This window comes from Erwinia sp., assembly GCF_049696395.1.
Classification (GTDB): Bacteria; Pseudomonadota; Gammaproteobacteria; order Enterobacterales; family Enterobacteriaceae; genus Erwinia.
In genome coordinates this window covers 1-25,569 of record NZ_JBAVTT010000127.1, presented here as the reverse complement: position 1 = coordinate 25,569, position 25,569 = coordinate 1, and the positions used below count along the sequence as shown (strand labels likewise).

25 protein-coding genes and 1 pseudogene are annotated in these 25,569 nt (G+C 49.8%); 19 read left to right on the top strand and 7 right to left on the bottom strand.

Going from position 1 to position 25,569, the window contains the following annotated elements:
* Positions 1-261 precede the first annotated feature (261 nt).
* Positions 262-1,110: a formyltetrahydrofolate deformylase gene (gene purU / locus WCC56_RS15985; protein ID WP_013202428.1), complete on the bottom strand. Its 849-nt coding sequence runs from the start codon at positions 1,108-1,110 to the stop codon at positions 262-264.
* Positions 1,111-1,156: 46 nt separating this feature from the next.
* Positions 1,157-1,615, bottom strand: a complete 459-nt coding sequence (locus tag WCC56_RS15980) for a YchJ family protein (protein WP_424693329.1) — start codon at positions 1,613-1,615, stop codon at positions 1,157-1,159.
* Positions 1,616-1,716: 101 nt separating this feature from the next.
* On the opposite strand from WCC56_RS15980, the gene rssA reads away from it, so the two are divergent.
* The 5 genes from rssA to WCC56_RS15955 all read left to right on the top strand — a co-directional run bounded on the left by rssA (position 1,717) and on the right by WCC56_RS15955 (position 7,223).
* The gene (gene rssA / locus WCC56_RS15975) at positions 1,717-2,634 is read left to right on the top strand and encodes a patatin-like phospholipase RssA (RefSeq protein ID WP_424693328.1); all 918 of its coding nucleotides are present in this window, start codon (positions 1,717-1,719) and stop codon (positions 2,632-2,634) included.
* An 83-nt stretch (positions 2,635-2,717) separates the two neighbouring features.
* A complete protein-coding gene (rssB, locus tag WCC56_RS15970) occupies positions 2,718-3,731 on the top strand; it encodes a two-component system response regulator RssB (RefSeq protein ID WP_424693327.1) in 1,014 nt (337 codons plus the stop codon).
* 194 nt (positions 3,732-3,925) lie between these two features.
* The gene (galU, locus tag WCC56_RS15965; protein ID WP_424693326.1) at positions 3,926-4,834 is read left to right on the top strand and encodes a UTP--glucose-1-phosphate uridylyltransferase GalU; all 909 of its coding nucleotides are present in this window, start codon (positions 3,926-3,928) and stop codon (positions 4,832-4,834) included.
* Positions 4,835-4,860: 26 nt separating this feature from the next.
* The gene (locus tag WCC56_RS15960) at positions 4,861-6,201 is read left to right on the top strand and encodes a UDP-glucose dehydrogenase family protein (RefSeq protein ID WP_424693325.1); all 1,341 of its coding nucleotides are present in this window, start codon (positions 4,861-4,863) and stop codon (positions 6,199-6,201) included.
* Between the two features lie 14 nt (positions 6,202-6,215).
* Positions 6,216-7,223, top strand: a complete 1,008-nt coding sequence (locus WCC56_RS15955; RefSeq protein ID WP_424693324.1) for an NAD-dependent epimerase — start codon at positions 6,216-6,218, stop codon at positions 7,221-7,223.
* Positions 7,224-7,337: 114 nt separating this feature from the next.
* On the opposite strand, the gene hns is transcribed toward WCC56_RS15955, so the two are convergent.
* A complete protein-coding gene (hns, locus tag WCC56_RS15950; RefSeq protein WP_424693323.1) occupies positions 7,338-7,745 on the bottom strand; it encodes a histone-like nucleoid-structuring protein H-NS in 408 nt (135 codons plus the stop codon).
* Positions 7,746-8,037: 292 nt separating this feature from the next.
* Here hns and WCC56_RS15945 point away from each other — a divergent pair, with 292 nt between their 5' ends.
* Positions 8,038-8,280 carry a hypothetical protein gene (locus tag WCC56_RS15945; RefSeq protein ID WP_424693322.1) on the top strand — a complete coding sequence of 81 codons (243 nt, stop codon included), beginning with the start codon at positions 8,038-8,040 and terminating at the stop codon, positions 8,278-8,280.
* The gene (gene tdk / locus WCC56_RS15940; protein WP_424693321.1) at positions 8,280-8,897 is read left to right on the top strand and encodes a thymidine kinase; all 618 of its coding nucleotides are present in this window, start codon (positions 8,280-8,282) and stop codon (positions 8,895-8,897) included. Before WCC56_RS15945 ends, tdk begins: the two co-directional genes overlap by 1 nt.
* A 124-nt stretch (positions 8,898-9,021) precedes the next feature.
* On the opposite strand, the gene adhE is transcribed toward tdk, so the two are convergent.
* On the bottom strand, positions 9,022-11,706 hold the full coding sequence (adhE, locus tag WCC56_RS15935) for a bifunctional acetaldehyde-CoA/alcohol dehydrogenase (protein ID WP_424693320.1): 2,685 nt from the start codon (positions 11,704-11,706) through the stop codon (positions 9,022-9,024).
* Between the two features lie 489 nt (positions 11,707-12,195).
* On the opposite strand from adhE, the gene WCC56_RS15930 reads away from it, so the two are divergent.
* From WCC56_RS15930 to oppF, 7 genes are all read left to right on the top strand, one after another.
* The gene (locus tag WCC56_RS15930; protein WP_424693319.1) at positions 12,196-12,843 is read left to right on the top strand and encodes a YchE family NAAT transporter; all 648 of its coding nucleotides are present in this window, start codon (positions 12,196-12,198) and stop codon (positions 12,841-12,843) included.
* 624 nt (positions 12,844-13,467) lie between these two features.
* Complete coding sequence (locus WCC56_RS15925; RefSeq protein ID WP_424693318.1) at positions 13,468-15,102, top strand: ABC transporter substrate-binding protein; 1,635 nt, start codon at positions 13,468-13,470, stop codon at positions 15,100-15,102.
* 84 nt (positions 15,103-15,186) lie between these two features.
* Positions 15,187-16,818 carry an oligopeptide ABC transporter substrate-binding protein OppA gene (oppA, locus tag WCC56_RS15920; RefSeq protein ID WP_424693317.1) on the top strand — a complete coding sequence of 544 codons (1,632 nt, stop codon included), beginning with the start codon at positions 15,187-15,189 and terminating at the stop codon, positions 16,816-16,818.
* Positions 16,819-16,902: 84 nt separating this feature from the next.
* Entirely contained in the window at positions 16,903-17,823 is a 921-nt protein-coding gene (gene oppB / locus WCC56_RS15915; RefSeq protein WP_424693316.1) for an oligopeptide ABC transporter permease OppB, read from the top strand.
* 14 nt (positions 17,824-17,837) lie between these two features.
* Positions 17,838-18,746: an oligopeptide ABC transporter permease OppC gene (oppC, locus tag WCC56_RS15910; protein ID WP_424693315.1), complete on the top strand. Its 909-nt coding sequence runs from the start codon at positions 17,838-17,840 to the stop codon at positions 18,744-18,746.
* An 11-nt stretch (positions 18,747-18,757) separates the two neighbouring features.
* Positions 18,758-19,774, top strand: coding sequence for an ABC transporter ATP-binding protein (locus WCC56_RS15905; RefSeq protein WP_424693314.1), 1,017 nt, complete (start codon positions 18,758-18,760; stop codon positions 19,772-19,774).
* The gene (gene oppF / locus WCC56_RS15900; RefSeq protein ID WP_424693313.1) at positions 19,771-20,772 is read left to right on the top strand and encodes a murein tripeptide/oligopeptide ABC transporter ATP binding protein OppF; all 1,002 of its coding nucleotides are present in this window, start codon (positions 19,771-19,773) and stop codon (positions 20,770-20,772) included. Before WCC56_RS15905 ends, oppF begins: the two co-directional genes overlap by 4 nt.
* A 58-nt stretch (positions 20,773-20,830) precedes the next feature.
* On the opposite strand, the gene WCC56_RS15895 is transcribed toward oppF, so the two are convergent.
* Both WCC56_RS15895 and cls read right to left on the bottom strand, forming a co-directional pair.
* Positions 20,831-21,154 carry an HI1450 family dsDNA-mimic protein gene (locus WCC56_RS15895; protein ID WP_424693312.1) on the bottom strand — a complete coding sequence of 108 codons (324 nt, stop codon included), beginning with the start codon at positions 21,152-21,154 and terminating at the stop codon, positions 20,831-20,833.
* Positions 21,155-21,201: 47 nt separating this feature from the next.
* Complete coding sequence (cls, locus tag WCC56_RS15890; RefSeq protein WP_424693311.1) at positions 21,202-22,662, bottom strand: cardiolipin synthase; 1,461 nt, start codon at positions 22,660-22,662, stop codon at positions 21,202-21,204.
* A gap of 150 nt (positions 22,663-22,812) precedes the next feature.
* On the opposite strand from cls, the gene WCC56_RS15885 reads away from it, so the two are divergent.
* From WCC56_RS15885 to WCC56_RS15865, 5 genes and pseudogenes are all read left to right on the top strand, one after another.
* Positions 22,813-22,986, top strand: a complete 174-nt coding sequence (locus WCC56_RS15885) for a YciY family protein (RefSeq protein WP_424693310.1) — start codon at positions 22,813-22,815, stop codon at positions 22,984-22,986.
* A 262-nt stretch (positions 22,987-23,248) separates the two neighbouring features.
* On the top strand, positions 23,249-23,530 hold the full coding sequence (locus WCC56_RS15880) for a hypothetical protein (RefSeq protein WP_424693309.1): 282 nt from the start codon (positions 23,249-23,251) through the stop codon (positions 23,528-23,530).
* 161 nt (positions 23,531-23,691) lie between these two features.
* Positions 23,692-23,865, top strand: a complete 174-nt coding sequence (locus WCC56_RS15875; protein WP_424693308.1) for a recombination protein NinG — start codon at positions 23,692-23,694, stop codon at positions 23,863-23,865.
* Between the two features lie 58 nt (positions 23,866-23,923).
* Positions 23,924-24,175, top strand: coding sequence for a bacteriocin immunity protein (locus tag WCC56_RS15870; protein ID WP_424693307.1), 252 nt, complete (start codon positions 23,924-23,926; stop codon positions 24,173-24,175).
* A gap of 404 nt (positions 24,176-24,579) precedes the next feature.
* Positions 24,580-24,693: pseudogene (locus WCC56_RS15865) on the top strand (terminase small subunit); the annotation flags it as partial.
* Positions 24,694-24,764: 71 nt separating this feature from the next.
* Here WCC56_RS15865 and WCC56_RS15860 read toward each other — a convergent pair.
* Positions 24,765-25,079 (bottom strand): hypothetical protein, encoded by a 315-nt coding sequence (locus WCC56_RS15860; protein WP_424693306.1) that lies wholly within the window; start codon positions 25,077-25,079, stop codon positions 24,765-24,767.
* Positions 25,080-25,569: the final 490 nt, after the last annotated feature.

The window sequence follows — 25,569 nt, the reverse complement described above, 5'->3', positions numbered from 1 at the left end:
GGGGAAGGATTCGAACCTTCGAAGTCGATGACGGCAGATTTACAGTCTGATCCCTTTGGCCACTCGGGAACCCCACCACAGGGTTTTGCTTGATTCTCTCATTACTTCGCTTCAGCCACTGACCTTATTGCTGTGCCTGTAAGCGGGGCGCATCATATCAAATGATATGAGGCTGTAAAGCCCGGTGATAATGATTGTTATCTGTTTGCCGCTTTTTTATTCGGGCTGCTGCTTTGTCAGACAAAACAGCAGCCTTCTGGCTTACAAAATAATAGTGCGGTTGCCGTAAACAAACACACGCTGCGCCAGTACCTGATAAAGTGCACGGCTCAAGGCGTTTTTCTCAACGTCACGGCCTGCACGCATCATATCTTCAGCGGTGTAGGTATGATCAACGTGAATAACGTCCTGCATGATGATCGGACCTTCATCAAGATTATCATTCACGTAGTGCGCGGTCGCACCAATAATCTTCACACCGCGCTCATACGCCTGATGGTAAGGACGCGCGCCAATAAAGGCTGGCAAGAACGAGTGGTGAATATTGATGATCTGATTTGGATAACGCTGGACGAAGCCCGGTGTCAGTACACGCATGTACTTAGCCAAAACCACATAATCAGGCTGATAGCGATCGATCTCTGCCGCCATATTGTTATCGTGATCTTCACGTGACAGGCCTTCATGGCTGACCAGGATAAACGGAATATCAAAACGCTCAACCAGCGTGCGTAAGGTTTCGTGGTTACCAATGACCGCAGCGATCTCAACATCCAGCCCGCCGTAAGTGCTCTTCATCAGCAAATCACCCAGGCAATGGGCTTCTTTGGTCACCAGAATCACAATACGACGACGGCCAGCTGAATTTAACTCGCGAATGGAACCCGTCGGCAGAGCACTGTCCAGATCCGCTAACAGCGTGGTGTCGTTGAAAATGCCTTCCAGCTCGGTCCGCATGAAAAAGCGGCCGGTGCGATGGTCGACAAACTCATTGTTCTGCACGATATTCAGCTCATGCTTGTAACAAATATTGGTGATCTTGGCGATCAGACCTTTTGCGTCTGGGCAGATGGTCCGTAATACTTTTCGTTGCAGTGTTTGCGCTTGCATTGCAGTGGTAATCCTGTCGAAGCAATTCTCTATAAGATCAGCGACCTTACTGGCCGCAGCATTTCTTGAATTTTTTGCCGGAGCCGCAAGGGCAGCGGTCATTTCGCCCTGTTTCAGGGTAAGTACCGTCAATATAATACCAGCGTTGTTCCACCTGAATAAAGCGGGAACGCTCATGAATAAAGCTTTCGCGCTGATTTTCAGAGAAACGAGCAAAGAATGTCACAAACCCTTCGGATTTTTCCCCAGGTTCTTCTGCCGCAATAATCTGTAGACTCAACCAACTGGTGGCTGCAAAGCTCTGAATTAAGCTGGCCTGAAATCGCTGTGGATCGCAGGAAGGATGCCAGGTTGCCATCAGATAGTCGGCATCTTTCAGCACATAAGCTGTGTAGCGTGAGCGCATCAAGGCTTCTGGTATGGCAGGAATGTCGTCTCCCTTAAGAAAGGGCTGGCAACATACGCTATACTGCAATCCGCTTCCGCACGGGCAATGTTCTGACACGTTGACTCCAGTGTAGGTAAAAGTCGAAAGATTTTGGGCGTCATGGTAACCGAGCAGTCACCATGATGCCATTTGTTAGTTAAGCAATCGTCAGGGGCAGAATGAGACAGGTAAAAATTGGACTGGCACTGGGTTCTGGTGCCGCCAAAGGATGGGCGCATATCGGTGTGATCAATGCGCTGGAGCGGGCTGGAATTAAAGTTGATGTTGTCGCCGGGTGCTCCGTTGGGGCACTGGTGGGCGCAGCATATGCCAGTAAGCGTCTTCCCATCCTTGAAACCTGGGTTCGTTCCTTCAGCTATTGGGATGTGATCCGCCTGATGGATTTTTCCTGGCGGCGGGGTGGCCTGCTGCGCGGTGAGCGGGTGTTCAATCACGTGCGCCGTCTGGTCAATCATGAAAATATTGAAGAGTGCGCACTGCCTTTTGGCGCGGTGGCAACCAACCTCAGCACCGGGCGCGAGCTTTGGCTGACGGAAGGCGATTTGCATATGGCCGTGCGGGCTTCCTGTAGCATGCCTGGTTTATTAGCCCCGGTAGCTTATAACGGCTATTGGCTGGTGGATGGCGCGGTGGTTAATCCCGTGCCTGTTTCCCTGACCAGAGCGCTTGGCGCAGACATTGTTATTGCCGTTGACCTGCAACACGATGCTCATCTGATGCAACAGGACCTGTTGTCAGTGACGCCGCAATCCGAAGAGGAGGCCGAGGCTGCAGCAACCAGTTGGGGAGGGCGCCTTCGTCAAAGTCTGTCCAGAGTGGCTCACCGCAAGGTCAATCAAACACCTGGCGCGATGGAGATCATGTCCACTTCTATTCAGGTGCTTGAGAACCGGTTGAAAAGAAACCGTATGGCGGGCGATCCGCCTGACGTGTTGATCCAGCCTTTCTGCCCACAGATTTCTACGCTGGATTTCCATCGTGCAGAAGAAGCCATCGAAGCCGGGAAGCTGGCCGTAGAGAAAAAGATGGATGAATTACTGCCACTGGTTCGTCAGGTTGCGCTGTCGGATGAGTGAAATATGATTCTTCGGGCAATTCTTAGAGGCGAGAACGTGGTTTATGAGCCACTATTGACTAATCCGGTGTACAGGGGGGGATAATGGACAAGCCATTAAGCGGAAAAAAGATTCTGATTGTTGAAGACGAAGTCGTTTTCCGCTCTCTTCTGGACAACTATCTTGCGGCCCTTGGTGCTGAGATAACGCTGGCAGACGATGGACTGCAGGCTCTGAAAGAGCTTGATCAATCTGAACATGACCTGATGATTTGCGATCTGGCCATGCCAAAAATGAATGGGTTGAAGCTGGTTGAACATATCCGCAGCAAAGGCAACGCACTGCCGATTTTGGTGATTTCCGCGACGGAAAATATGGCTGATATTGCCCAGGTGCTGCGTCACGGGGTGCAGGATGTGTTGTTAAAACCGCTGAAAGACCTCGGACGGCTTCGTGAAGCCATCTTTGAATGCCTGTATCCCTCGATGTTCACCTCCAAAGTGGAAGAAGACGAGCAGTTATTTCAGGACTGGGATGCGCTGGTGCGGGATCCTACCGCCGCCTCTAAGCTCTTAAAGCAACTCCAACCTCCAGTGCAACAGGTAATCGCCAACTGCCGCATCAACTATCGCCAACTCACCACGGCCGAACAACCAGGGCTGGTATTGGATATCGCTGCGCTTTCGGAAAAAGATCTGGCCTTCTATTGTCTGGATGTTACCCGAGCGGGAGATAATGGCGTGCTGGCTGCTTTACTGCTGCGCGCGCTGTTTAATGGCCTGTTGCAGGATCAATTATCAGGCCAGTCACCACGCCTGCCAGAATTAAACGGCTTATTGAAACAGGTCAATTTGCTGTTACGTCAGGCCAATCTCAAAGGACAGTTTCCGCTGCTGGTAGGGTATTACCATCAGGGACTGAAGAATTTGATCCTCGTTTCTGCCGGTTTAAACGCCACTCTTAACGTCAACACCCATCAAATTCAGCTCAGCAACGGTGTGCCTCTTGGTACATTGGGCAGCACCCACCTCAACCAAATTAGCCAGCGTTGTGAAGCCTGGCAGTGTCAGGTTTGGGGCGCTGGAGGCAGGCTGCGCCTGATGTTGTCCACGGATTAAGCACTCGCCACATGGACTGTTTGCGGCTGGCAGACAGGGCCAACGATAAGCTTTACACTTGGGTAATAGTCTTAATTTTTGCTGAAAGGGTTCATCCAGGATAAATCCGTCAGGGTTCCACTGGTATACTCAACTCGTTTTTAACTCGACATATCAAGTAATAACTTGAACGGCCTATAAAGAGAGGTACTTAGATGTCTGCCTATAAGTCCAAAGTAAAAAAAGCGGTTATCCCTGTAGCTGGTTTGGGAACGCGTATGTTGCCTGCAACCAAAGCCATTCCTAAAGAAATGTTGCCACTGGTTGATAAGCCGTTAATTCAGTATGTCGTTAACGAATGTATCGCAGCTGGAATCACTGAGATTGTGCTGGTTACGCACTCCTCTAAAAACGCCATCGAAAACCACTTCGATACCAGTTTCGAACTGGAATCCATGTTGGAAAAACGTGTTAAGCGTCAGCTGCTGGAAGAAATCCAGTCTATCTGTCCTCCACACGTTACCATCATGCAGGTCCGTCAGGGTCTGGCAAAAGGTCTGGGCCACGCAGTAATGTGTGCTTACCCGGTCGTAGGTGACGAGCCTTTCGCCGTTATCCTGCCAGACGTTATCATCGATGAATACGAATCAAACCTGGCTACCGAGAACCTGGCCGATATGATGCGTCGTTTCGATGAAACTGGCCGCAGCCAGATCATGGTTGAGCCAGTTGCTGATGTAACAGCTTACGGTGTGGTTGACTGCCAGGGTGCTGAATTGTCAGCAGGCCAGAGCGCGCCAATGGTTGGAGTGGTTGAGAAGCCTAAAGCCGATAAAGCCCCTTCAAACCTGGCTGTAGTAGGACGTTATGTGCTGTCTGCGGATATCTGGCCACTGCTGGCGAAAACGCCTCCAGGTGCTGGTGATGAAATCCAGCTGACTGACTCCATCGCTATGCTGATGGAAAAAGCCACGGTAGAAGCGTATCACCTGAAAGGCGTAAGCCATGACTGTGGTAACAAACTGGGCTACATGCAGGCTTTCGTTGAATACGGCGTTCGTCACGAATCGTTGGGCAGCGACTTCAAAGAGTGGCTTGAAAGCACTGTTGGCAATAGTAAGTAAATTTAATTTCTAACCGGGACAATTCAATGAAAGTCACCGTATTTGGTATCGGCTATGTTGGTCTGGTTCAGGCTGCGGTTTTGGCCGAAGTCGGACATGACGTTCTTTGTATCGATGTCGACGCGAATAAAGTCGAGAATCTGAAGAAAGGGATCATTCCTATTTTTGAACCGGGCCTGACGCCTTTGGTTATGCAGAACTATGAGAGCGGTCGCCTCAAGTTCTCCACCAACGCGGAAGAAGGTGTGAACCACGGTACGATGCAGTTCATCGCCGTAGGAACACCTCCGGATGAAGACGGCTCTGCGGATCTGAAATATGTTACCGCTGTAGCACGTACCATCGCTGAACACATGCAGGATCACAAAGTTGTGATCGACAAGTCTACGGTTCCAGTAGGAACGGCAGACCGTGTTCGTGCGGTAATGGAAGAGGCGCTGAAAGCACGTGGTGCTGAGATTACGTTTGATGTGGTGTCTAACCCTGAATTCCTGAAGGAAGGTGCGGCAGTCAGCGACTGTATGCGTCCTGAGCGTATTGTAGTAGGAACGGACAATGACGAAGTTGTTGAGCTGCTGCGTGAGCTGTACGAGCCTTTCAACCGCAATCATGACCGCATGATCTTAATGGATATCCGTAGTGCTGAACTGACCAAGTATGCAGCAAACTGCATGCTGGCCACCAAAATCAGCTTTATGAATGAGATGTCAAACCTTGCTGAGCGTTTGGGTGCAGATATCGAGAAAGTGCGTCAGGGCATTGGTTCTGACCCCCGTATCGGTTATTCATTTATCTACCCTGGCTGCGGCTACGGTGGATCTTGCTTCCCGAAAGACGTTCAGGCTCTGATCCGCACGGCAGAACAGATTGGCTACCAGCCACGTCTGTTGCAGGCGGTAGAAGACGTCAACGATTCGCAGAAGAACAAGCTGCCAACCTTCATCAAACGTCATTTCGGTGACAATCTGCAGGGCAAAACCTTTGCGCTGTGGGGGCTTTCTTTCAAGCCGAACACCGATGACATGCGTGAAGCGTCAAGCCGCGTGCTGATGGAAGCACTCTGGCAGGCAGGGGCTTCTGTTCAGGCTTTCGATCCGGAAGCGATGGACGAAGCACAGCGCATCTATGGCCACCGCAGCGATTTGAAGCTGATGGGCACCAAAGAAGCGGCTCTGCAGGGTGCTGATGGCCTGGTCATCTGTACCGAATGGCAGAACTTCCGTGCACCGGATTTTGATGTCATTAAAAATGCTCTAAAAGAACCCGTGATTTTTGATGGTCGTAACCTGTATGATCCAGAAAGAATCAACAAGCGCGGTTTTGTTTATTATGCAATCGGCCGCGGCGCTTCTATTGAAATTGCATAACTAACGAGGGCAGTATGAAATATCTGGTAACCGGCGCAGCAGGATTTATTGGCTTCCACGTAGCGGAGCGCCTGCTGAGCGCCGGTCACCAGGTTGTCGGTATCGACAACCTGAATGACTATTATGACGTTAACCTGAAACTTGCCCGCCTAAACCTACTTAAACCCTTTGAACACTTCACGTTTATCAAGCTGGATCTGGCAGACAGAGAAGGGATTGCCCAACTGTTTCGCGAGCAGGCTTTTGAACGAGTCATTCATCTGGCGGCTCAGGCTGGTGTGCGTTATTCACTCGATAATCCCTTAGCTTACGCTGATGCTAATCTGATTGGTCACCTGAATATTCTTGAAGGGTGCCGCCATAATCACATTGGTCACTTATTGTATGCCTCATCCAGTTCCGTTTATGGACTGAACAATAAGATGCCATTCTCTACCGATGACTCCGTTGACCATCCTGTGTCGCTTTATGCGGCTACCAAGAAGGCCAACGAATTGATGTCACATACCTATTCTCACCTGTACGGTATTCCAACCACTGGCCTGCGGTTCTTTACCGTTTATGGTCCCTGGGGAAGGCCGGACATGGCGTTATTCAAGTTCACCCGTGCGATGGTTGCCGGGGATGAAATTGATGTGTACAACAATGGCCAGATGCGCCGCGACTTCACTTATATTGATGACATCGCGGAAGCTATTGTCCGCCTGCAGGATGTGATCCCGCAGGCGGACCCAACCTGGACTGTTGAGCAGGGAAGCCCTGCAAGCAGCTCAGCGCCTTATCGTGTCTACAATATTGGTAACAGCAGCCCTGTTACGTTGATGGCTTATATTGAGGCGCTGGAGAAGGCTCTGGGCATTACCGCTAAAAAGAATATGCTGCCAATGCAGCCTGGTGACGTGTTGGAAACCAGCGCTGATACCCGTGCACTGTTCGATGCCATTGGGTTTAAACCGCAAACGGGTGTTGAAGACGGGATTGCTAACTTCGTCAGCTGGTATCGTTCTTTCTATAAAGTCTGAGCAAGCAGTAACGGATAAAAAAGGGGGCTCCGGCTCCTTTTTTATTGCCCTGAGAAAAGCGAAATAAAAAACCCATCACAAGGATGGGTTTCTTTGAAGCACTTGACGTCACTACTACAGCAGGAAATCGTCCAGCTGCTTACCTTGTTCTTCGATGGCTTTTTTGATCACGGCTGGAGTGCGGCCCTGACCCGTCCATGTTTTCGCTTCGCCATTTTCGTCAGTATATTTGTATTTCGCCGGGCGGGCAGCGCGTTTTGCTTTACCTGGTGCTTTAGCCGCGCCAAGAGTAGACAGCAATTCGTTAGGGTCGATGCCGTCGGCAATCAGCATTTCGCGGTATTGCTGCAGTTTGCGGGTACGTTCCTGGTTTTCAGCCTGAACGTGGCTCTCTTCTTCGCGGCGCTCATTAACAACAACTTCCAGTTTTTCCAGCATCTCTTCCAGCGTTTCCAGGGTACATTCTCTGGCTTGAGCACGCAGGGTACGAATGTTGTTCAAAATTTTAAGTGCTTCGCTCATTATATGAATCTCAAAAATTATAAAGGTGGGAGAATTGTTCTTCCCGATAATAATAGAGTGCGCAAATACGAACTGCAATAGTTAATTTTGTAAGGATTTTGGAATAAGGAACATTCGGTAATAGTTCAGCTGGTATTAAATCCCCAAAAAACGTGTTAATCAAAAATAATGCCTGCTTTGTAATCGCTATCGGTTGTAGTACAGAGCCCAGGCTGCGTTTGCACGTTGTATAATAAATCATGACGGTAAACCTTTAACAAGCTTACAGGTTAACAGCAATATCTGTAAGGAAATGCCGCCGTTATTAGCAGAGCCATTTTTATTTTTTACAATCGATGAATGCCTGAAAGTGACAAAGACGAAAATACTCAGCTCAGAAAAAAAAGGGGATAATTCAATAACATTGTCTGCTCAGACGGCGCTTTCCTTAGCCTGGAACGTCACACCCGCCGAAGATTTAACCCCTTTCCGCTGCGGTGCCCTGTGGTACAATTCCGAGCATTCTTTGGCACTTTCTGTTGGGAGCGAGAGCTGATGGCTCAGCTGTATTTTTACTATTCTGCGATGAATGCCGGCAAATCCACCGCCTTGTTGCAATCCTCTTATAACTATCAGGAGCGGGGGATGCGCACTGTCGTTTACACCGCTGAGATTGATAACCGTTTCGGTACTGGTAAGGTCAGCTCAAGAATAGGCCTGTCTTCACCAGCAAAATTGTATAATAACGACACGTCACTTTTTGATGAGATTAGCACTCAACACCAGCTGGAACCGATACACTGTGTGTTAGTGGATGAAAGTCAGTTCCTGACAAGAGAGCAGGTAAAGGCATTATCAGATGTGGTGGATAATCTGGATATACCTGTACTTTGTTACGGATTACGTACAGATTTTCGCGGTGAATTATTTACCGGTAGCCAGTACTTATTAGCCTGGTCAGATAAGCTGGTCGAATTAAAAACCGTTTGTCACTGCGGAAGAAAAGCCGGAATGGTATTAAGGTTAGATCAAAATGGTGCCCCCTTTAAAGAAGGTGAGCAGGTTGTCATTGGTGGCAATGAACGTTACGTCTCGGTCTGCCGTAAGCATTACAGAGCAGCGATAGAGCAAGGATGTTTACAAGCTGTGCATGGCAAACAGGGGATGAAATAAAGATCGTCTTACGGGTTTCTTTTAAAAAAACAAGCCTGCGTGCTATATCATTGGTTGATAAATTTTCCTTAAGGATTCAGCCAATAAAAAACCCGCCAACCGGCGGGTTTTTTTTAAGCAACTTTTATTTTTTCACTTTCTTTTCAACTTTCTTTGCCGCGCCTGGCTGGGCTTCAACAGCTTCCGCTATATTGGCAAACACTTCCTTGTACTCCACTCCGTAGAAAGTATCGAGCATGATTTGTTTCAGCTCGGCAATCAGCGGATAGCGCGGGTTAGCACCTGTACACTGGTCATCGAAAGCATCTTCGGCCAGTTTATCCACATGAGCCAGGAAATCGGACTCCTGCACACCAGCTTCGCGGATAGAATTCGGAATACCCAACTGGGCTTTCATCTCTTCCAGCCAGACCAGCAGTTTCTCAATCTTCTGAGCGGTGCGGTCACCAGGTGCGCTTAAGCGCAGGTGGTCAGCAATTTCGGCATAACGACGGCGAGCCTGTGGACGGTCATACTGGCTGAAGGCTGTCTGTTTAGTTGGATTATCGTTGGCGTTATAGCGGATAACGTTACAAATCAGCAGGGCATTAGCCAGACCGTGCGGGATATGGAACTCTGAACCCAGTTTGTGGGCCATTGAGTGACAAACCCCAAGGAAGGCGTTGGCGAACGCGATACCCGCGATGGTAGCTGCATTGTGCACACGCTCACGAGCAACCGGGTTTTTGGCACCTTCGTGGTAACTGGCCGGTAAGTTTTCCTGCAAAAGTTTCAGCGCTTGCAGTGCCTGACCGTCTGAGTACTCATTCGCCAGCACGGAGACATAAGCTTCGATTGCGTGAGTGACCGCATCCAGGCCGCCGAAAGCACAGAGTGATTTAGGCATGTTCATCACCAGGTTGGCATCAACGATGGCCATATCTGGGGTCAGAGCATAGTCAGCCAGGGGATATTTCTGACCTGTTGCATCATCAGTCACTACCGCGAATGGCGTCACTTCTGAACCGGTACCGGAAGTGGTGGTGATGGCAATCATTTTTGCTTTCACCCCCATTTTCGGGAATTTGTAGATGCGTTTACGGATATCCATAAAGCGCAGCGCCAGCTCTTCGAAGTGTGTTTCTGGATGTTCGTACATCACCCACATGATTTTCGCGGCATCCATCGGTGAACCGCCGCCCAGGGCGATAATCACGTCGGGTTTGAACGAGTTCATCTGCTCTGCACCTTTACGCACAATGCTCAGCGTTGGGTCGGCTTCAACTTCAAAGAACACTTCTGTTTCAATGCCATGAGATTTCAGTACTGAAATCACCTGGTCGGCGTAACCGTTGTTGAAAAGATAGCGGTCAGTCACGATAAAGGCGCGTTTAGCACCATCAGTCGCCACTTCTTCAAGGGCGATAGGCAGTGAGCCGCGGCGGAAGTAGATAGACTTAGGAAGTTTATGCCACAACATATTCTCTGCTCGCTTAGCCACGGTTTTCTTGTTGATCAGATGTTTAGGTCCGACGTTTTCAGAAATGGAGTTTCCGCCCCATGAACCACAGCCCAGCGTCAAAGAAGGCGCCAGTTTAAAGTTGTACAGGTCACCGATACCACCCTGTGAAGCTGGGGTGTTGATCAGGATACGTGCGGTCTTCATTTTGTCGCCGAAGTAGTTAACGCGCTCACGCTCGTTGTCCTGGTCGGTGTACAGACAAGAGGTGTGACCGATACCGCCCATGGCGACCAGTTTTTCGGCTTTGTTCACCGCATCATTGAAATCTTTTGCCCGGTACATGGCCAGCGTCGGGGAGAGCTTCTCATGAGCGAACGGCTCAGATTCATCAACCAGTTTCACTTCGCCAATCAGAATTTTGGTGTTTGGCGGAACGTTGATGCCGGCCATTTCAGCAATTTTAACCGCTGACTGACCCACGATGGCCGCATTCAGCCCCCCGTTTTTCAGGATGATGTCCTGTACCGCTTTCAAATCGCTGCCTTGCAGCATGTAGCCACCGTGACTGGCGAAACGTTCGCGAACGGCATCATAGGCGGAGTCAACGACGATAACAGACTGTTCAGAAGCACAGATTACGCCGTTATCGAAGGTTTTGGACATCAGAATAGAGGCTACGGCGCGTTTGATATCAGCCGTTTCATCGATAACGACTGGCGTGTTACCCGCGCCAACACCAATCGCTGGTTTACCAGAACTGTAGGCCGCTTTCACCATGCCTGGACCGCCAGTGGCAAGGATCAGGTTAATTTCAGGGTGATGCATCAGTTGGTTGGAAAGCTCAACAGAAGGTGCATCGATCCAGCCGATGATATCTTTCGGTGCACCTGCCGCGATGGCAGCTTGCAGCACGATATCGGCGGCTTTATTGGTCGCGTCTTTTGCTCTTGGGTGTGGGGAGAAGATAATGCCGTTACGTGTTTTAAGGCTGATTAACGCTTTAAAGATAGCGGTAGAGGTCGGGTTAGTTGTTGGAACGATACCGCAGATCAAGCCAATAGGTTCAGCGATAGTAATGGTTCCGAAGGTTTCATCAGTCCCGAGGATACCGCAGGTTTTTTCGTCTTTGTAAGCGTTATAAATGTATTCGGAGGCGAAGTGGTTTTTGATGACTTTGTCTTCGACTATCCCCATACCAGATTCCGCAACGGCCAATTTAGCCAGTGGAATTCGTGCATCTGCTGCAGCCAGCGCCGCGGCACGGAAAATTTTGTCGACCTGCTCTTGAGTGAAGTTGGCGTATTCGCGCTGTGCTTTTTTTACACGTTCAACCAGTGCGTTAAGTTCAGCAACATTAGTAACGGCCATAATGCATCTCCTGATGGAAGTTAAACTCTATTAGTAAACAAGTCAGAATCAGAAAGTATAGTCAGGCGTAGTTAATGTGTTGTGATATCGCTGTGACTAAACTTGAATTCTCACTAAAAAGTTCTACAGGTTTACTGAAAGAGTCTGCGCCTGATTTTCCTTGAGACGACCAGGGCATCTACTCACCACTCCGTTTGGTGACTCAAAGCTTACTCACTTAGGGGTAAGCCAATTTTGATGTAGATCATCTTTACCCCAAGCTGACACCTTTCAGCCCCAATAATTACGGCATTTGAACAGCAGGGGGGTTAAGAAGTGTTGTTAAGTTTCGCTACCCAAGTCTTTAGGACCTTGTCAGGCCTCAGGAGCAGTGAATAACACTCAAATGTGGGCGTTAATCCAGATGAAAATTCGAGGAGATTCCATGGCAAAGCAGGGGGTTTTCCTTTACATTAGCCGCCAGTAAATTAGCCCTCTCAGGAGCATCGCGTGAACCCGGCATTATTAGACCTTTCCGGCTATATCAAATTTTTTGTTGGGCTGTTTGCTCTGGTGAATCCGGTGGGGATTATCCCGGTGTTTATCAGTATGACCAGCTACCAGGTGGCCGCTGCCCGTAATAAAACTAATTTAACGGCGAACGTTTCAGTCGCGATTATCCTCTGGACCTCACTGTTCCTGGGCGATGGCATTCTGCATATCTTTGGTATCTCTATTGATTCATTCCGTATTGCAGGAGGGATCCTCGTGGTCACCATCGCGATGTCGATGATTAGCGGTAAACTGGGTGAGGATAAGCAGAACAAACAAGAAAAGTCAGAGTCTGCGATCCGGGAGAGTATTGGCGTGGTTCCTCTGGCGCTGCCATTGATGGCAGGGCCCGGCGCCATCAGTTCTACCATTGTCTGGAGTTCTCGCTATCACAGCTGGCAAAATCTGTTGGGATTCAGCGTTGCAATCGCTTTGTTTGCTTTCTGCTGCTGGCTGTTATTCCGTGCGGCGCCGCTGATGGTCAGAGTGTTGGGTCAGACCGGTATTAACGTCATCACCCGCATAATGGGGCTGTTATTAATGGCATTGGGAATTGAGTTTGTGGTCACTGGTCTTCGTGCGCTCTTCCCTGGTTTAGTCAACTAAATAATACCTCACTGAAAATACCTCTCTAAGGCGCATAATCTGCGCTTTTTTTTTGATTGCAACAAATTGAAGCACCAAATAAGTGCAAATGGGGGTTTTTCAGCACCAATACTGTGCAATTATTCATTTCACTTAATTTGCCGTCACGTTTATTAATGTAATTACTGCAAACGCCCGCAACTCCCTCATCCTGCATAGCTTATAAATCGAATGTTACTTTTTTAACACTGTACAAAGCGGTGTGGGAAGTAAGTTATTAGATTTTAATGCTGCATTAATCTTTTTTCTCGATATAAATGTTTGAAAATGCCGCTAACGGCAGAAAAGAGATTAAATTATGCACTATGGCACCAGTCAAAGTGGGTGTTTTATCGTCAATTGTCTTATTAATATTATATTTATCATGTGGTTATAGGTTAATTTTATCTGTTAAATAACATTTCATCATATTAATTAGTTGTGATAAAAGAGAATTAGGTAACATTTTTGTGATTTTGCTTTGGCGTAAAAACCAGCGTTCTGATAGTTTTCGAATGCTTTGGTTAAAACTGGCATCGGATGTGCAATTGACTACCACTTTTTCCGATTTGGCTGCGATCCACGAACACAGGTTATTAACGCTTAATGAAATGTTTCCCGTCTTCCCGTCAGCATCTGAGTCAGGCCATTCTTTTAAGTTTGGGGATTTTAACCGGCAGCGCTGTTGCGGCTCCGGTGCCAGCAGGGATTAACCTGGCCGCCAAACAATCCATTGTGATCAACAATGGGACGGAAGTGTCTTCGCTGGACCCGCAGAAAGTTGAGGGTGTGCCGGAAAGCAACATCATCCTGAACCTTCTTGAAGGTCTGACCACCACCGATAACAATGGCCATGTGGTACCGGGTGTGGCTGAAAGCTGGAAAAGTGAGCAGGGCAAAGTCTGGACATTTACGCTGCGTGCCGACGCTAAATGGAGCAATGGTGAACCTGTTACCGCGGCTGACTTCGTTTACAGCTGGCAACGACTGGTGGATCCGAAAACGGCTTCACCTTACGCCAGCTACCTGCAATATGCCCACATCGACAATATTGATCAGATCCTTGCAGGGAAAAAGACGCCAACTGAGCTGGGGATTAAAGCGCTGGATGATCACCATCTTCAGGTTACCCTCAGCGAGCCTGTTCCTTATTTTATTGCCCTGACGGCCCATACCTCACTGAAACCTGTTTATCGCAAAGCGATTGAGCAGTGGGGGGAACAGTGGACACAGCCTGGTCATTACGTGGGTAACGGCGCCTATACGTTAAGCGACTGGGTCATTAACGAGAAGATCGTGGTGAAACGGAATCCGCTGTACTGGAACAATGCCAAATCAGTGATTGAAACCGCCACGTTCCTGCCGATCGCCTCAGATTCTGGCGATGTTAATCGCTACCGCAGCGGTGAAATCGATATAACCAACAGTGTATTACCGCCGGACTTGTTCCCAACGTTAAAGAAGACGCTGGGCACGCAAGTGCACATCAGCCCGCTTCTTTGCACCTTCTATTATGAAATGAACAACAAACGCGCGCCGTTTAACGACCCTCGCGTGCGCACAGCCGTCAAGTTGACGCTGGACCGCAACATCATTGCCGACAAAATTATGGGGCAAGGTCAGATCCCTGCTGGTGGATTCACGCCGCCGTTTATCGATGGTGCGGAGTTAACCCAACCAGACTGGATGAAACTGACCCAGCAGCAGCGCAACGAGCAGGCAAAAAAACTGCTGGCAGACGCCGGTTACAGCAGTGACAAACCGCTGACTTTCACCCTGCTTTACAACACGTCTGATGTGAATAAAAAGCAGGCGATTGCCGCCGCATCGATGTGGAGCAAAAATTTAGGGGCAAAAGTCGCGTTGGATAACCAGGAATGGAAAACCATGCTCGATACCCGTCATCAGGGCAATTTCGATGTTGCGCGAGCAACCTGGTGTTCTGATTACAACGAGCCGTCCACTTTCCTCAATGCCATGCTGAGCAACTCTTCCAGCAATACGGCGTTCTATAAAAGCGACAAATTTGATGCGCTGATGGCTAAATCATTGACCGTTTCCGATAGCGAACGGGCGGCGATTTATCAGCAGGCAGAGCACCAACTCGATCAGGATTCGGCCATCGTGCCGGTTTATTACCGCGTCAGCGCTCGCCTGGTCAAACCTTGGGTGGGCGGATTTACCGGTAAGGATCCGCAGGATCTGACTGATTTGAAGTATTTTTACATCGTTAAGCATTGAGAGCGGGTGAACAACCCGATAACAGGGGTAGCTGATGATTTTTCAGACCACATTAGCAATGATAAAAACTGGAGTAGGTAACTCATGACCAACATCACAAAAAAAAGCCTGATTGCTCTTGGCATTATGACTGCGCTGGCAGGCAATCTGGCTATGGCTGCCACGGTGCCTGCGGGCGTCGATTTAGCGGCAAAACAGGAGCTGGTTAAAGGCAACGGCGATGAAGTGCAGTCGCTTGACCCCCACAAAATTGAAGGTGTGCCTGAATCCAACGTCAGCCGTGACCTGCTTGAAGGATTGGTCATCAGTGATACTCAGGGGCATCCAATCCCTGGCGTGGCAGAGAGCTGGGAAAACAAAGACGGTAAAGTGTGGACTTTCCATCTGCGTAAAAACGCCAAATGGTCAAACGGCGAGCCGGTCACCGCACAAGACTTCGTCTACAGCTGGCAGCGTCTGGCCGATCCAAAAACGGCTTCACCTTATGCCAGCTACCTGCAGTACGGTCATCTGGAAAACATCGATGACATTATCGCTGGTAAGAAAAGCCCGGACACGCTGGGCGTGAAAGCGCTTGATGCTAATACCCTACAGGTTACGCTGAGCGAATCTGTGCCTTACTTCTTCAAATTGCTGATCCACCCGTCTATGTCTCCGGTTTACAAACCAGCCGTTGAGAAATTCGGTGAGAAGTGGACTCAGCCAGAAAACTGGGTGGGTAACGGCGCGTTCAAATTGCAGGCTCATGTGATCAACGAACGTATCGTGGTTGTGCGTAACCCTGACTACTGGGATAACGCCAACACCAAGCTGGATAAAGTGACTTTCCTGCCAATTTCTTCTGAAGTCAGCGATGTTAACCGCTACTTCAGTAACGATGGCAGCGACATGACTTACAACAATATGCCGATCGAGCTGTTCAAAAAACTGCAGCGTGACAACCCGAAAGAGCTGCATGTTGATCCTTATCTCTGTACTTATTACTACGAAATCAACAACCAGAAAGCGCCATTCACCGACCCACGCGTACGTGAAGCTCTGAAACTGGGCCTGGACCGTGACATCATGGTGAACAAGGTTCTGGCTCAGGGGCAGCTACCTGCTTACAGCTACACGCCGCCAGCTACTGACGGTGCAAACCTGACTAAACCAGAGTGGTTCGGCTGGACTCAGGAAAAACGTAATGCAGAAGCGAAAAAACTGCTGGCGGAAGCGGGTTACACAGCCGACAAGCCACTGACCTTCGAGCTGCTGTATAACACGTCCGATCTGCATAAAAAACTGGCGATTGCCGCCTCGTCGATCTGGAAGAAAAACCTGGGTGTGAACATCAAGCTGAACAACCAGGAGTGGAAAACCTTCCTGGATACCCGTCATCAGGGCAACTTTGACGTCTCCCGTGCCGCCTGGTGCGCGGATTACAACGAACCAAGTTCCTTCCTGAACACCATGATCTCAGACAGCAGCTCAAACACGGCGCATTACAAGTCGGCTGCCTTCGATAAAGTGATGGCCGATTCAGCGAAAGCCAGCGATGAGAAGAGCCGTAGCGATCTGTATGCCAAAGCTGAGCAGATCCTCGATAAAGACTCCGCCATTGCGCCAGTCTATTACTACGTGAACGCCCGTCTGGTGAAAACCTACGTGGGGGGTTACACCGGTAAAGATGCGCTGGACAACGTGTACGATAAAAATCTGTATATCATTAAGCATTAATCGCAACAATTTGGGGGAAGGGCGACCTTCCCCCAGCGTGTATATTTTAAGCAGTGCTGAGGCACAAGCCAGCAGGTACGGGCAATGGTAAAATTCATCTTTCGTCGTTTTCTGGAAGCGATTCCGACGTTACTCATTCTGATTACTATCTCCTTCTTTATGATGCGTTTAGCACCAGGCAGTCCTTTTACCGGTGAACGCACGCTGTCGCCTGAGGTGATGGCCAACATTGAAGCCAAATACCATCTGAACGATCCGATTTGGAAACAGTACACCAACTATCTGGTGCAGCTGGCCCACGGTGATTTTGGTCCTTCGTTCAAATATAAAGACTATTCGGTTAACTATCTGGTAGGCCATGCCTTCCCGGTCTCCGCTAAGCTTGGACTGGCTGCATTTCTTCTTGCGGTGATCCTCGGTGTGGCTGCTGGCGTTATCGCCGCCTTAAAGCAGAACACCAAGTGGGACTTTGTGGTGATGGGGGTGGCAATGACCGGCGTGGTGATACCCAGCTTCGTGGTTGCGCCGTTGCTGGTTCTGATCTTCGCTATCGCCCTTAAATGGCTGCCTGGCGGCGGCTGGAATGGCGGGCAGGTCAAATATATGATCCTGCCGATGGTCGCTCTGTCTCTGGCCTATATCGCCAGCATCGCGCGTATTACCCGCGGTTCAATGATAGAAGTCCTTCACTCTAACTTTATCCGTACTGCCCGAGCTAAAGGGCTGCCGATGCACCGTATCGTGCTGCGCCATGCGCTGAAACCCGCCATGCTGCCAGTGCTTTCTTACCTCGGCCCGGCCTTCGTTGGGATCATCACCGGTTCGATGGTCATTGAAACCATTTATGGTCTGCCAGGCATTGGTCAGCTGTTTGTTAACGGTGCCTTAAACCGTGACTACTCGCTGGTGTTGAGCCTGACCATTCTGGTTGGCGTACTGACCATTCTCTTTAACGCGATTGTTGATGTGCTGTATGCCGTCATCGATCCGAAAATTCGTTATTAATCGCGGAGCTCGCCATGATGTTGAGTAAGAAAAAGAGCGAAGCTCTCGAAGCCTTCAGCGAAAAGCTGGAAATAGAAGGCCGCAGCCTCTGGCAGGATGCGCGCAGACGTTTTATCCATAACCGCGCCGCGCTTGCCAGCCTGATTGTGTTGCTGATCATTGGCCTGTTCGTTATTTTTGCGCCAATGCTGTCGTCCTTTACCTATGACGACACTGACTGGGGCATGATGTCTGCCGCACCGGATATGGTGTCTAAACACTACTTCGGTACTGACTCTTCGGGTCGTGATTTGCTGGTGCGAGTGGCGATTGGTGGACGAATCTCGCTGATGGTGGGCATTGCCTCAGCGCTGGTTGCGGTATTGGTGGGAACGCTTTATGGCTCGCTGGCTGGCTATCTGGGCGGCAAAACCGACTCAGTGATGATGCGCCTGCTGGAGATCCTCAACTCCTTCCCGTTTATGTTCTTCGTCATCCTGTTAGTGACCTTCTTTGGCCGTAATATCCTGCTGATTTTCGTTGCCATCGGCCTGGTGTCCTGGCTCGATATGGCGCGCATCGTGCGTGGCCAAACGCTCAGTTTGAAACGGAAAGAGTTTATAGAAGCGGCACACGTTGGCGGTGTTTCTACATTCAGTATCGTGTTGCGCCATATCGTGCCAAACGTGCTGGGTGTGGTGGTGGTTTACGCCTCACTGCTGGTGCCAAGCATGATCCTGTTTGAATCCTTCCTGAGCTTCCTCGGCTTGGGGACTCAGGAGCCGCTGAGCAGCTGGGGCGCCCTGTTAAGTGACGGCGCGAACTCGATGGAAGTCTCGCCATGGCTGCTGATGTTCCCGGCTGGTTTCCTGGTGGTGACGCTGTTCTGTTTCAACTTTATCGGCGATGGCCTGCGTGATGCCCTCGACCCGAAAGATCGTTAAGGAGTTTCCCGATGAGCGTAATTGAAATGCAGCCAGCAATGGCAAAACAAGCGGGAACCGACCTTCTGCTGGACGTGAAAGATCTGCGCGTCACCTTTGGTACGCCAGACGGTGACGTGACTGCGGTAAACGATTTGAACTTCAACCTGCGTGCCGGTGAAACCCTTGGCATCGTCGGTGAGTCTGGTTCCGGAAAATCCCAGACGGCTTTTGCCCTGATGGGCCTGTTAGCGACCAATGGCCGCATTGGCGGGTCTGCACTGTTTAATGGCAAAGAGATCCTCAACCTGCCTGAGAACCAACTGAACAGATTGCGTGCAGAACAGATTGCGATGATCTTTCAGGACCCGATGACCTCGCTGAACCCTTATATGAAAGTAGGGCAACAGCTGATGGAAGTCTTGCAGCTGCATAAAGGCATGAACAGCGCACAGGCTTTTGAAGAGTCCGTGCGTATGCTTGATGCGGTGAAAATGCCGGAAGCGCGCAAGCGAATGAAGATGTACCCGCATGAATTCTCCGGCGGTATGCGTCAGCGCGTGATGATTGCTATGGCGCTGCTGTGCCGACCTAAATTGCTGATTGCCGATGAGCCTACTACTGCGCTGGACGTGACCGTACAGGCACAGATCATGACGCTGCTGAACGATCTTAAGCGCGAATTTAACACCGCCATCATCATGATCACCCACGATTTGGGTGTGGTGGCCGGGATCTGTGACCGCGTGCTGGTGATGTATGCCGGCAGGACGATGGAGTATGGCACCGCGCGTGATGTGTTCTATCAGCCAACGCACCCTTATTCGATCGGGCTGCTGAATGCGGTTCCACGCCTGGATGCAGAAGAAGGTGACTCCTTAATCACTATTGCCGGTAATCCACCCAACCTGCTGCGTTTACCAAAAGGCTGTCCGTTCAAGCCACGTTGCCAGCATGCGATGGATATTTGCTCCACTGCGCCGCCGCTGGAGCCGTTTGGCGAAGGGCGCCTGCGTGCCTGCTTTAAACCCGTGGAGGAGCTGGTATGAGCGCGGTAGCTGAGAAGAAAGTGCTGTTAGAAATTGCTGACCTGAAAGTTCATTTTGATATTAAAGATGGCAAACAGTGGTTCTGGCAGCCGCCGAAAACCCTGAAGGCCGTTGATGGCGTCAGCCTTCGCCTGTACGAAGGTGAAACGCTGGGCGTGGTAGGGGAATCAGGTTGTGGCAAGTCTACGCTGGCCCGTGCCATTATCGGTCTGGTAAAGGCCACCGAAGGACGCGTTGCCTGGCTTGGTCGTGACCTGCTGGGGCAGAGTGAGGAAGAGTGGCGCCGGGCGCGCAGCGATATCCAGATGATATTCCAGGATCCGCTGGCTTCACTCAACCCGCGTATGAACATTGGCGATATCATCGCCGAGCCATTGCGTACTTACCATCCAAACATGCCGCGTCAGGAAGTGAAGGACCGGGTGAAAACGATGATGATGAAGGTTGGCCTGCTGCCGAACCTGATCAACCGTTATCCCCATGAATTCTCCGGCGGTCAGTGTCAGCGAATTGGTATCGCCCGCGCGTTGATCCTTGAGCCAAAACTGATCATCTGTGATGAGCCGGTTTCTGCCCTGGACGTGTCGATTCAGGCGCAGGTGGTTAACCTTCTGCAGAAATTGCAGCGTGAAATGGGCCTGTCACTGATCTTTATCGCGCATGACCTGGCGGTGGTAAAACATATTTCTGACCGCGTTCTGGTGATGTATCTGGGGCATGCGGTGGAACTGGGTACCTATAAAGAGGTGTACCAGAACCCACAGCATCCTTATACCAAAGCCTTGATGTCAGCCGTTCCTATTCCCGATCCGGATCTGGAAAAGAACAAAACCATCCAGCTGCTGGAAGGGGAATTGCCTTCGCCAATCAATCCGCCATCAGGTTGTGTATTCAGAACACGCTGCCCGATCGCCGGACCAGAATGCGCGAAAACCCGTCCGCTGCTTGAGGGGAGCTTCCACCATGCGGTCTCTTGTCTGAAGGTTGACCCGCTGTAAGCAAAACGAAAAAGGCCGGGCGACATGCCCGGCCTTCTGATTCAGCGCGTTGAAAACGTTATTCACGCCACAGGATATGGCAGAGCTTGTTATCTTTCTCGCGGCACAGCAGCACACGGGCAAAGACATCATTGATGGGTTCGCCATCTGCATCGCCCAGACCAATCACCACTTCGCAGAAGAAGTCCGGGTTCAGATCGTAATCCACATGTTCAGCCCAGTCTTCTGACGGGTCAAAGAGTTCGGCGCCGCCGCGCTCCTCAAACTGCAGGTTGAACAAAATGATATCGGCAGGATCAAGATTATCGCCCGCCAGTTCCAGGAAAATATCGTAGGCCTGTTCAAGGGTTTCATCTTCGGTAAGGCGGTTATTTAAATCCATAACATTTCCCATAATGCCCCTACGGGCGCTGTGCAATTTCGCTCGTTTTACAGCAACGGACTAAAGAAGTAAAACAGTCGTTCAACAATACGCTGCCAGTAGGCACGTCTTGACCAACGCTGGCCATCAACCAGGCGAGAACGGGCGATATAATCGTCCTGCACCCGTGCCAGATCGCCGCCGAAACCATCATCATCAATCACCAGGGTGATTTCAAAATTGAGCCACAAACTGCGCATATCCAGATTCACGGTACCTACAAGGCTGAGCTGACCATCTACCAGCACGCTTTTGGTATGCAGCAGACCATCTTCAAACTGATAAATCTTCACCCCGGCAGCCAGCAGCTCGGCAAAAAAGGCGCGGCTTGCCCAGCCAACCAGTAACGAATCGTTATGACGCGGCACAATAATGCTGACATCCACGCCGCGCAGGGCTGCGGTACAGATGGCATGCAGCAGGTCATCGCTGGGGACAAAGTAGGGCGTAGTCATGATCAGCTGCTCGCGGGCGGCATAGACAGCGGTCAGCAAAGCCTGATGGATCAAATCCTCCGGGAAACCCGGCCCAGAAGCGATCACCTGAATAGTGTGGCCACTTTCTTCTTCGAACGGCATGACATTGCCATCCGGTGCGGGAGGTAAAATACGTTTACCGGTCTCAATTTCCCAGTCGCAGGAGTAGATGATCCCCATGGTTGTCGAGACGGGTCCCTCCATACGTGCCATCAAATCGATCCACTGGCCAACGCCTGCGTCCTGCTTGAAGTAGCGGGGATCAACGAGATTCATACTGCCAGTGTAAGCGACGTAATTATCAATCAGCACGATTTTACGGTGCTGACGCAAATCCATTCTGCGCAAAAACACACGCCACAGGCTGACTTTTAGTGACTCGACCACATCCACACCGGCGTTTCGCATCATCGCTGCCCACGGGCTGCGGAAGAACTGCACGCTACCAGCTGAATCCAGCATCAGTCGGCAATGCACGCCACGGCGGGCTGCAGCCATCAGGGATTCCGCGACTTCATCAGCCAGGCCGCCTGGCTGCCAGATATAGAACACCATTTCGATGTTATGGCGTGCCAGTTGGATGTCACGGACTAAGGCTTTGAGCGTTTCATCGGTTGAGGTGAGTAACTGAAGCTGATTGCCTTTGACCCCGCCAATACCCTGACGATTTTCACAAAGCTGGAACAGTGAGCGCGCCACATCGCTATTTTCATGGGCAAAGATATGGTGGCAGGACTTTAAATCATTCAGCCACCTGGCCGTGGAAGGCCACATAGTCCGGGCACGTTCGGCGCGGCGCTTTCCCAGATGCAGTTCACCAAACGACAGATAAGCGATGATCCCAACAAGCGGCAGAATATAAATAATCAGCAGCCAGGCCATGGCAGATGGCACAGCACGGCGCTTCATCAGGATGCGCAGCGTAACCCCGGCGATCAGTAGCCAGTAGCCAAAGATCAGCAGCCAGCTGAACACTGTATAAAATGTCGTCATGTAAGTGGAAGTCCTGTTCACGCTTGAATACAAGGAGTTTACGTGTTGATGACAATGGGCGAAACCTTTTCCTTTTTTAAGTCATCGGACCTGGCTGACGAAAAGAAAGGTCTATAATGCGGCGCGAGTTTTTCAAGCGTAGAGGGCAAGATGAGACGGAGTAGAAATGAAGTTGCGCGCTGGCGCATGTCACGTCAGGTTCAGCGGCGAAGAGCACGCTGGCTGGAAGGGCAGTCCCGCAGATATGGCCGAATGCATTTAATCCGACATCAGGTGAGCCAGCAGCAGCGCCGATCTATTCTGTTTATCACCCAGGTCCCGTGATGTAACCGAAATCAAACTGACCCACACCCCATCCTTACACCCTAAAACTTTCGCATGATTCAATTTCTGCTTTCAGCACTGGCTGCTGCCTGAAACCCAATACGGACCTCTCCCCAGCAAGCGATGGAAGCATAGGGAGCAGGGATTTATCATAGGAAATAATTATCACTTCCACGATAACTGTTCTCATTATGCAAATCGCATGTATGATGAGCCCGCCATTTTTAGGATTTTAGCCAACCTTAGCTATGTGGGAATTTTGATGAGTAAACTGCAGGCCGGTAGTTTAGCAATGATTACCTCAGCCAATGTTAACGAGAATATTGGAAAAGTCGTTGAGCTGATAAAATTCATCGGACCGAGTAAAAGCGCGGTAACTGGAGAAGTAGCTCCGGCTTGGTTTGTAAAGTGCGAGACAGGGCTTCTGACCACAGAGGGTTTACAGATTGTCCGTGCAGGAATTTTTAGCAGGCGCTTAATGCCGCTAGATGGCGAAGATTTGCTCCCTTCTGATTTGCATGCGAAGGAAGTTGTCTTTGGCTAAAGCACCAAACCGCCTAAGCCAAAGAAATGCAAATACTGCCCCCCTAAGTTCTTACCCCGCAATAGCCTTCAGACTGTCTGTTCCCCCGAAAGTACAATCCAACTCGCTAGTCAGCTATCCGATCGCAAACAAAACTGCCAGGAGAGGGATTAGCGCGCAGCATGGAACAAACGCAAGGCAGATGTGAAGCCTTTAGCCACTGGATGAATTTGAACCAGCGGGCATTCAACGACTGCATCAGGGCGAGAGATGGTGAAATTTGCATTAGCTGCGGCAGCACAACGGCGGTCAGTTATCACGCCAGGCATTACCGGACAACGGCAGTGGTACCCTAATGAGCAATGTTTAAAGTGATTACGTGAGTTAACATCATCCTATACAGGAGAATGCGTAATGAACTTGAAGCCAAAATTTGAAGAGTATACTGAAGCAGAGTTTACACAGTTAGTCAGTGATATTTGCAACGCAGAAGGCAATGAAACGTATCAGGATGAGTTACTGGAGAACTTCATTGCGGTGACTGAGCACCCGGAAGGTTCTGATCTGATTTATTACAATGATGATGACGGTCTCACGCCCGAGAAAATTGTCGCATCTGTCAGGTCATGGCGTAAGAGCGAAGGCTTGGCTGACCTCAGGGACTGAGGGATAACAGAGCGCATTTGCGAGTACGCTTGAAGATGATTGATTAAGATCAAAGAGCAGTGAGATAATTCTTAAGCTGATGATGTATGCAAGATAGTATCAGCTTGGCTGAATGTTCAGCTTTTCTTAAGGGATTACGAAATGACTTCTTACTACGTGAATAAAAATCAACAGTCAAATGGCGACCATGAAGTCCATACCGATAGCTGCCGTTTTTTGCCATTACCCCAAAACAGGGTGTCACTTGGTAATTATGCAACTTGCGCACCGGCTGTGCAGGAGGCTAAAAGGCTGGGCTATTCAAGGGCAAATGGTTGCAGAACCTGCAGCGTTGCTTGTCATACGTCATAAAATAAATTGAACAAACGAAGGCTGCCAAGGCGGCCTTTTTTATTGGAGTAAATATGGCAAAGCTCACCGATAAACAAGAGCTGTTTGCCCGTGAGTACCTGAAAGACCTTAATGCCACACAGGCAGCAATCAGGGCGAGCTACAGTGAGAAGATCGCCAACGAACAAGCTTAGCTGCCTGGTCTGTGATGCCTGCGTGCAAGGGTTAACTCCTGAAATTTGGGCGTAAAAAAACCGCCTCATTGAGCGGTTTCTTTGTTTCGTTTTGCGATAATTTCCCTTCGTATCTCAATCATCCTGATATAGAAATCATGAAGTTCTACGTACTGACTCGCCTGTATCTTTGGGGATAATGCTTCCCGCTCTTTTATCCAGATATTTACTTCTTTGGAGCATTTTTTGAATGCTTCGTCCACGATTGTAACTGCTGATGTGCTTGATGGGATATCAGGGAAAACATTGTCATTGAGGCATCTTACTAGTGGTGGCTCGTATTCCCGCTCTGCCAGAGCACTGGATGCCATAAAAATCAAACAAACTACTATCCACTTCAATCGTTAATCCTTGTAAAAACATATTCATCCAAAGTAAATGTTCATCGACATCCAACTTGAAAACTTTAGTACTATGAGTAGTTAAGCTGACCACATAATCTTCATAAACCATTACTAAATGGCAATGTTTGTAAATAGGAGTTTATATCTTCAAACCCATCCTGGGGAGTCGTTCTATTACGAGCTGCTTGGTGAGTTTGGTTTGGGAAGGATGATGGGCGGGGCTCTGGTCAAAAGTGCTGGGGAGAGCATTGAGGGTAAGTTGCTGGGCGAACTGAATATGATCGGCAGGGGCATGTTTTGCGCGGGGAGCGTCTACGAATCCAATCGGCCGACTATCTAAATCGCAGAGCCAGAAAAACTTTGTGTACTTGAATGTGTACCATTAGTATTTTCTGGCTCAATCAATTCAATCTAACTAATTGATTTTGATGATTTATGTAAGCTAATCAAAAGACTCGTTTGAATGGCTTCACCGCAACTTGCTTAT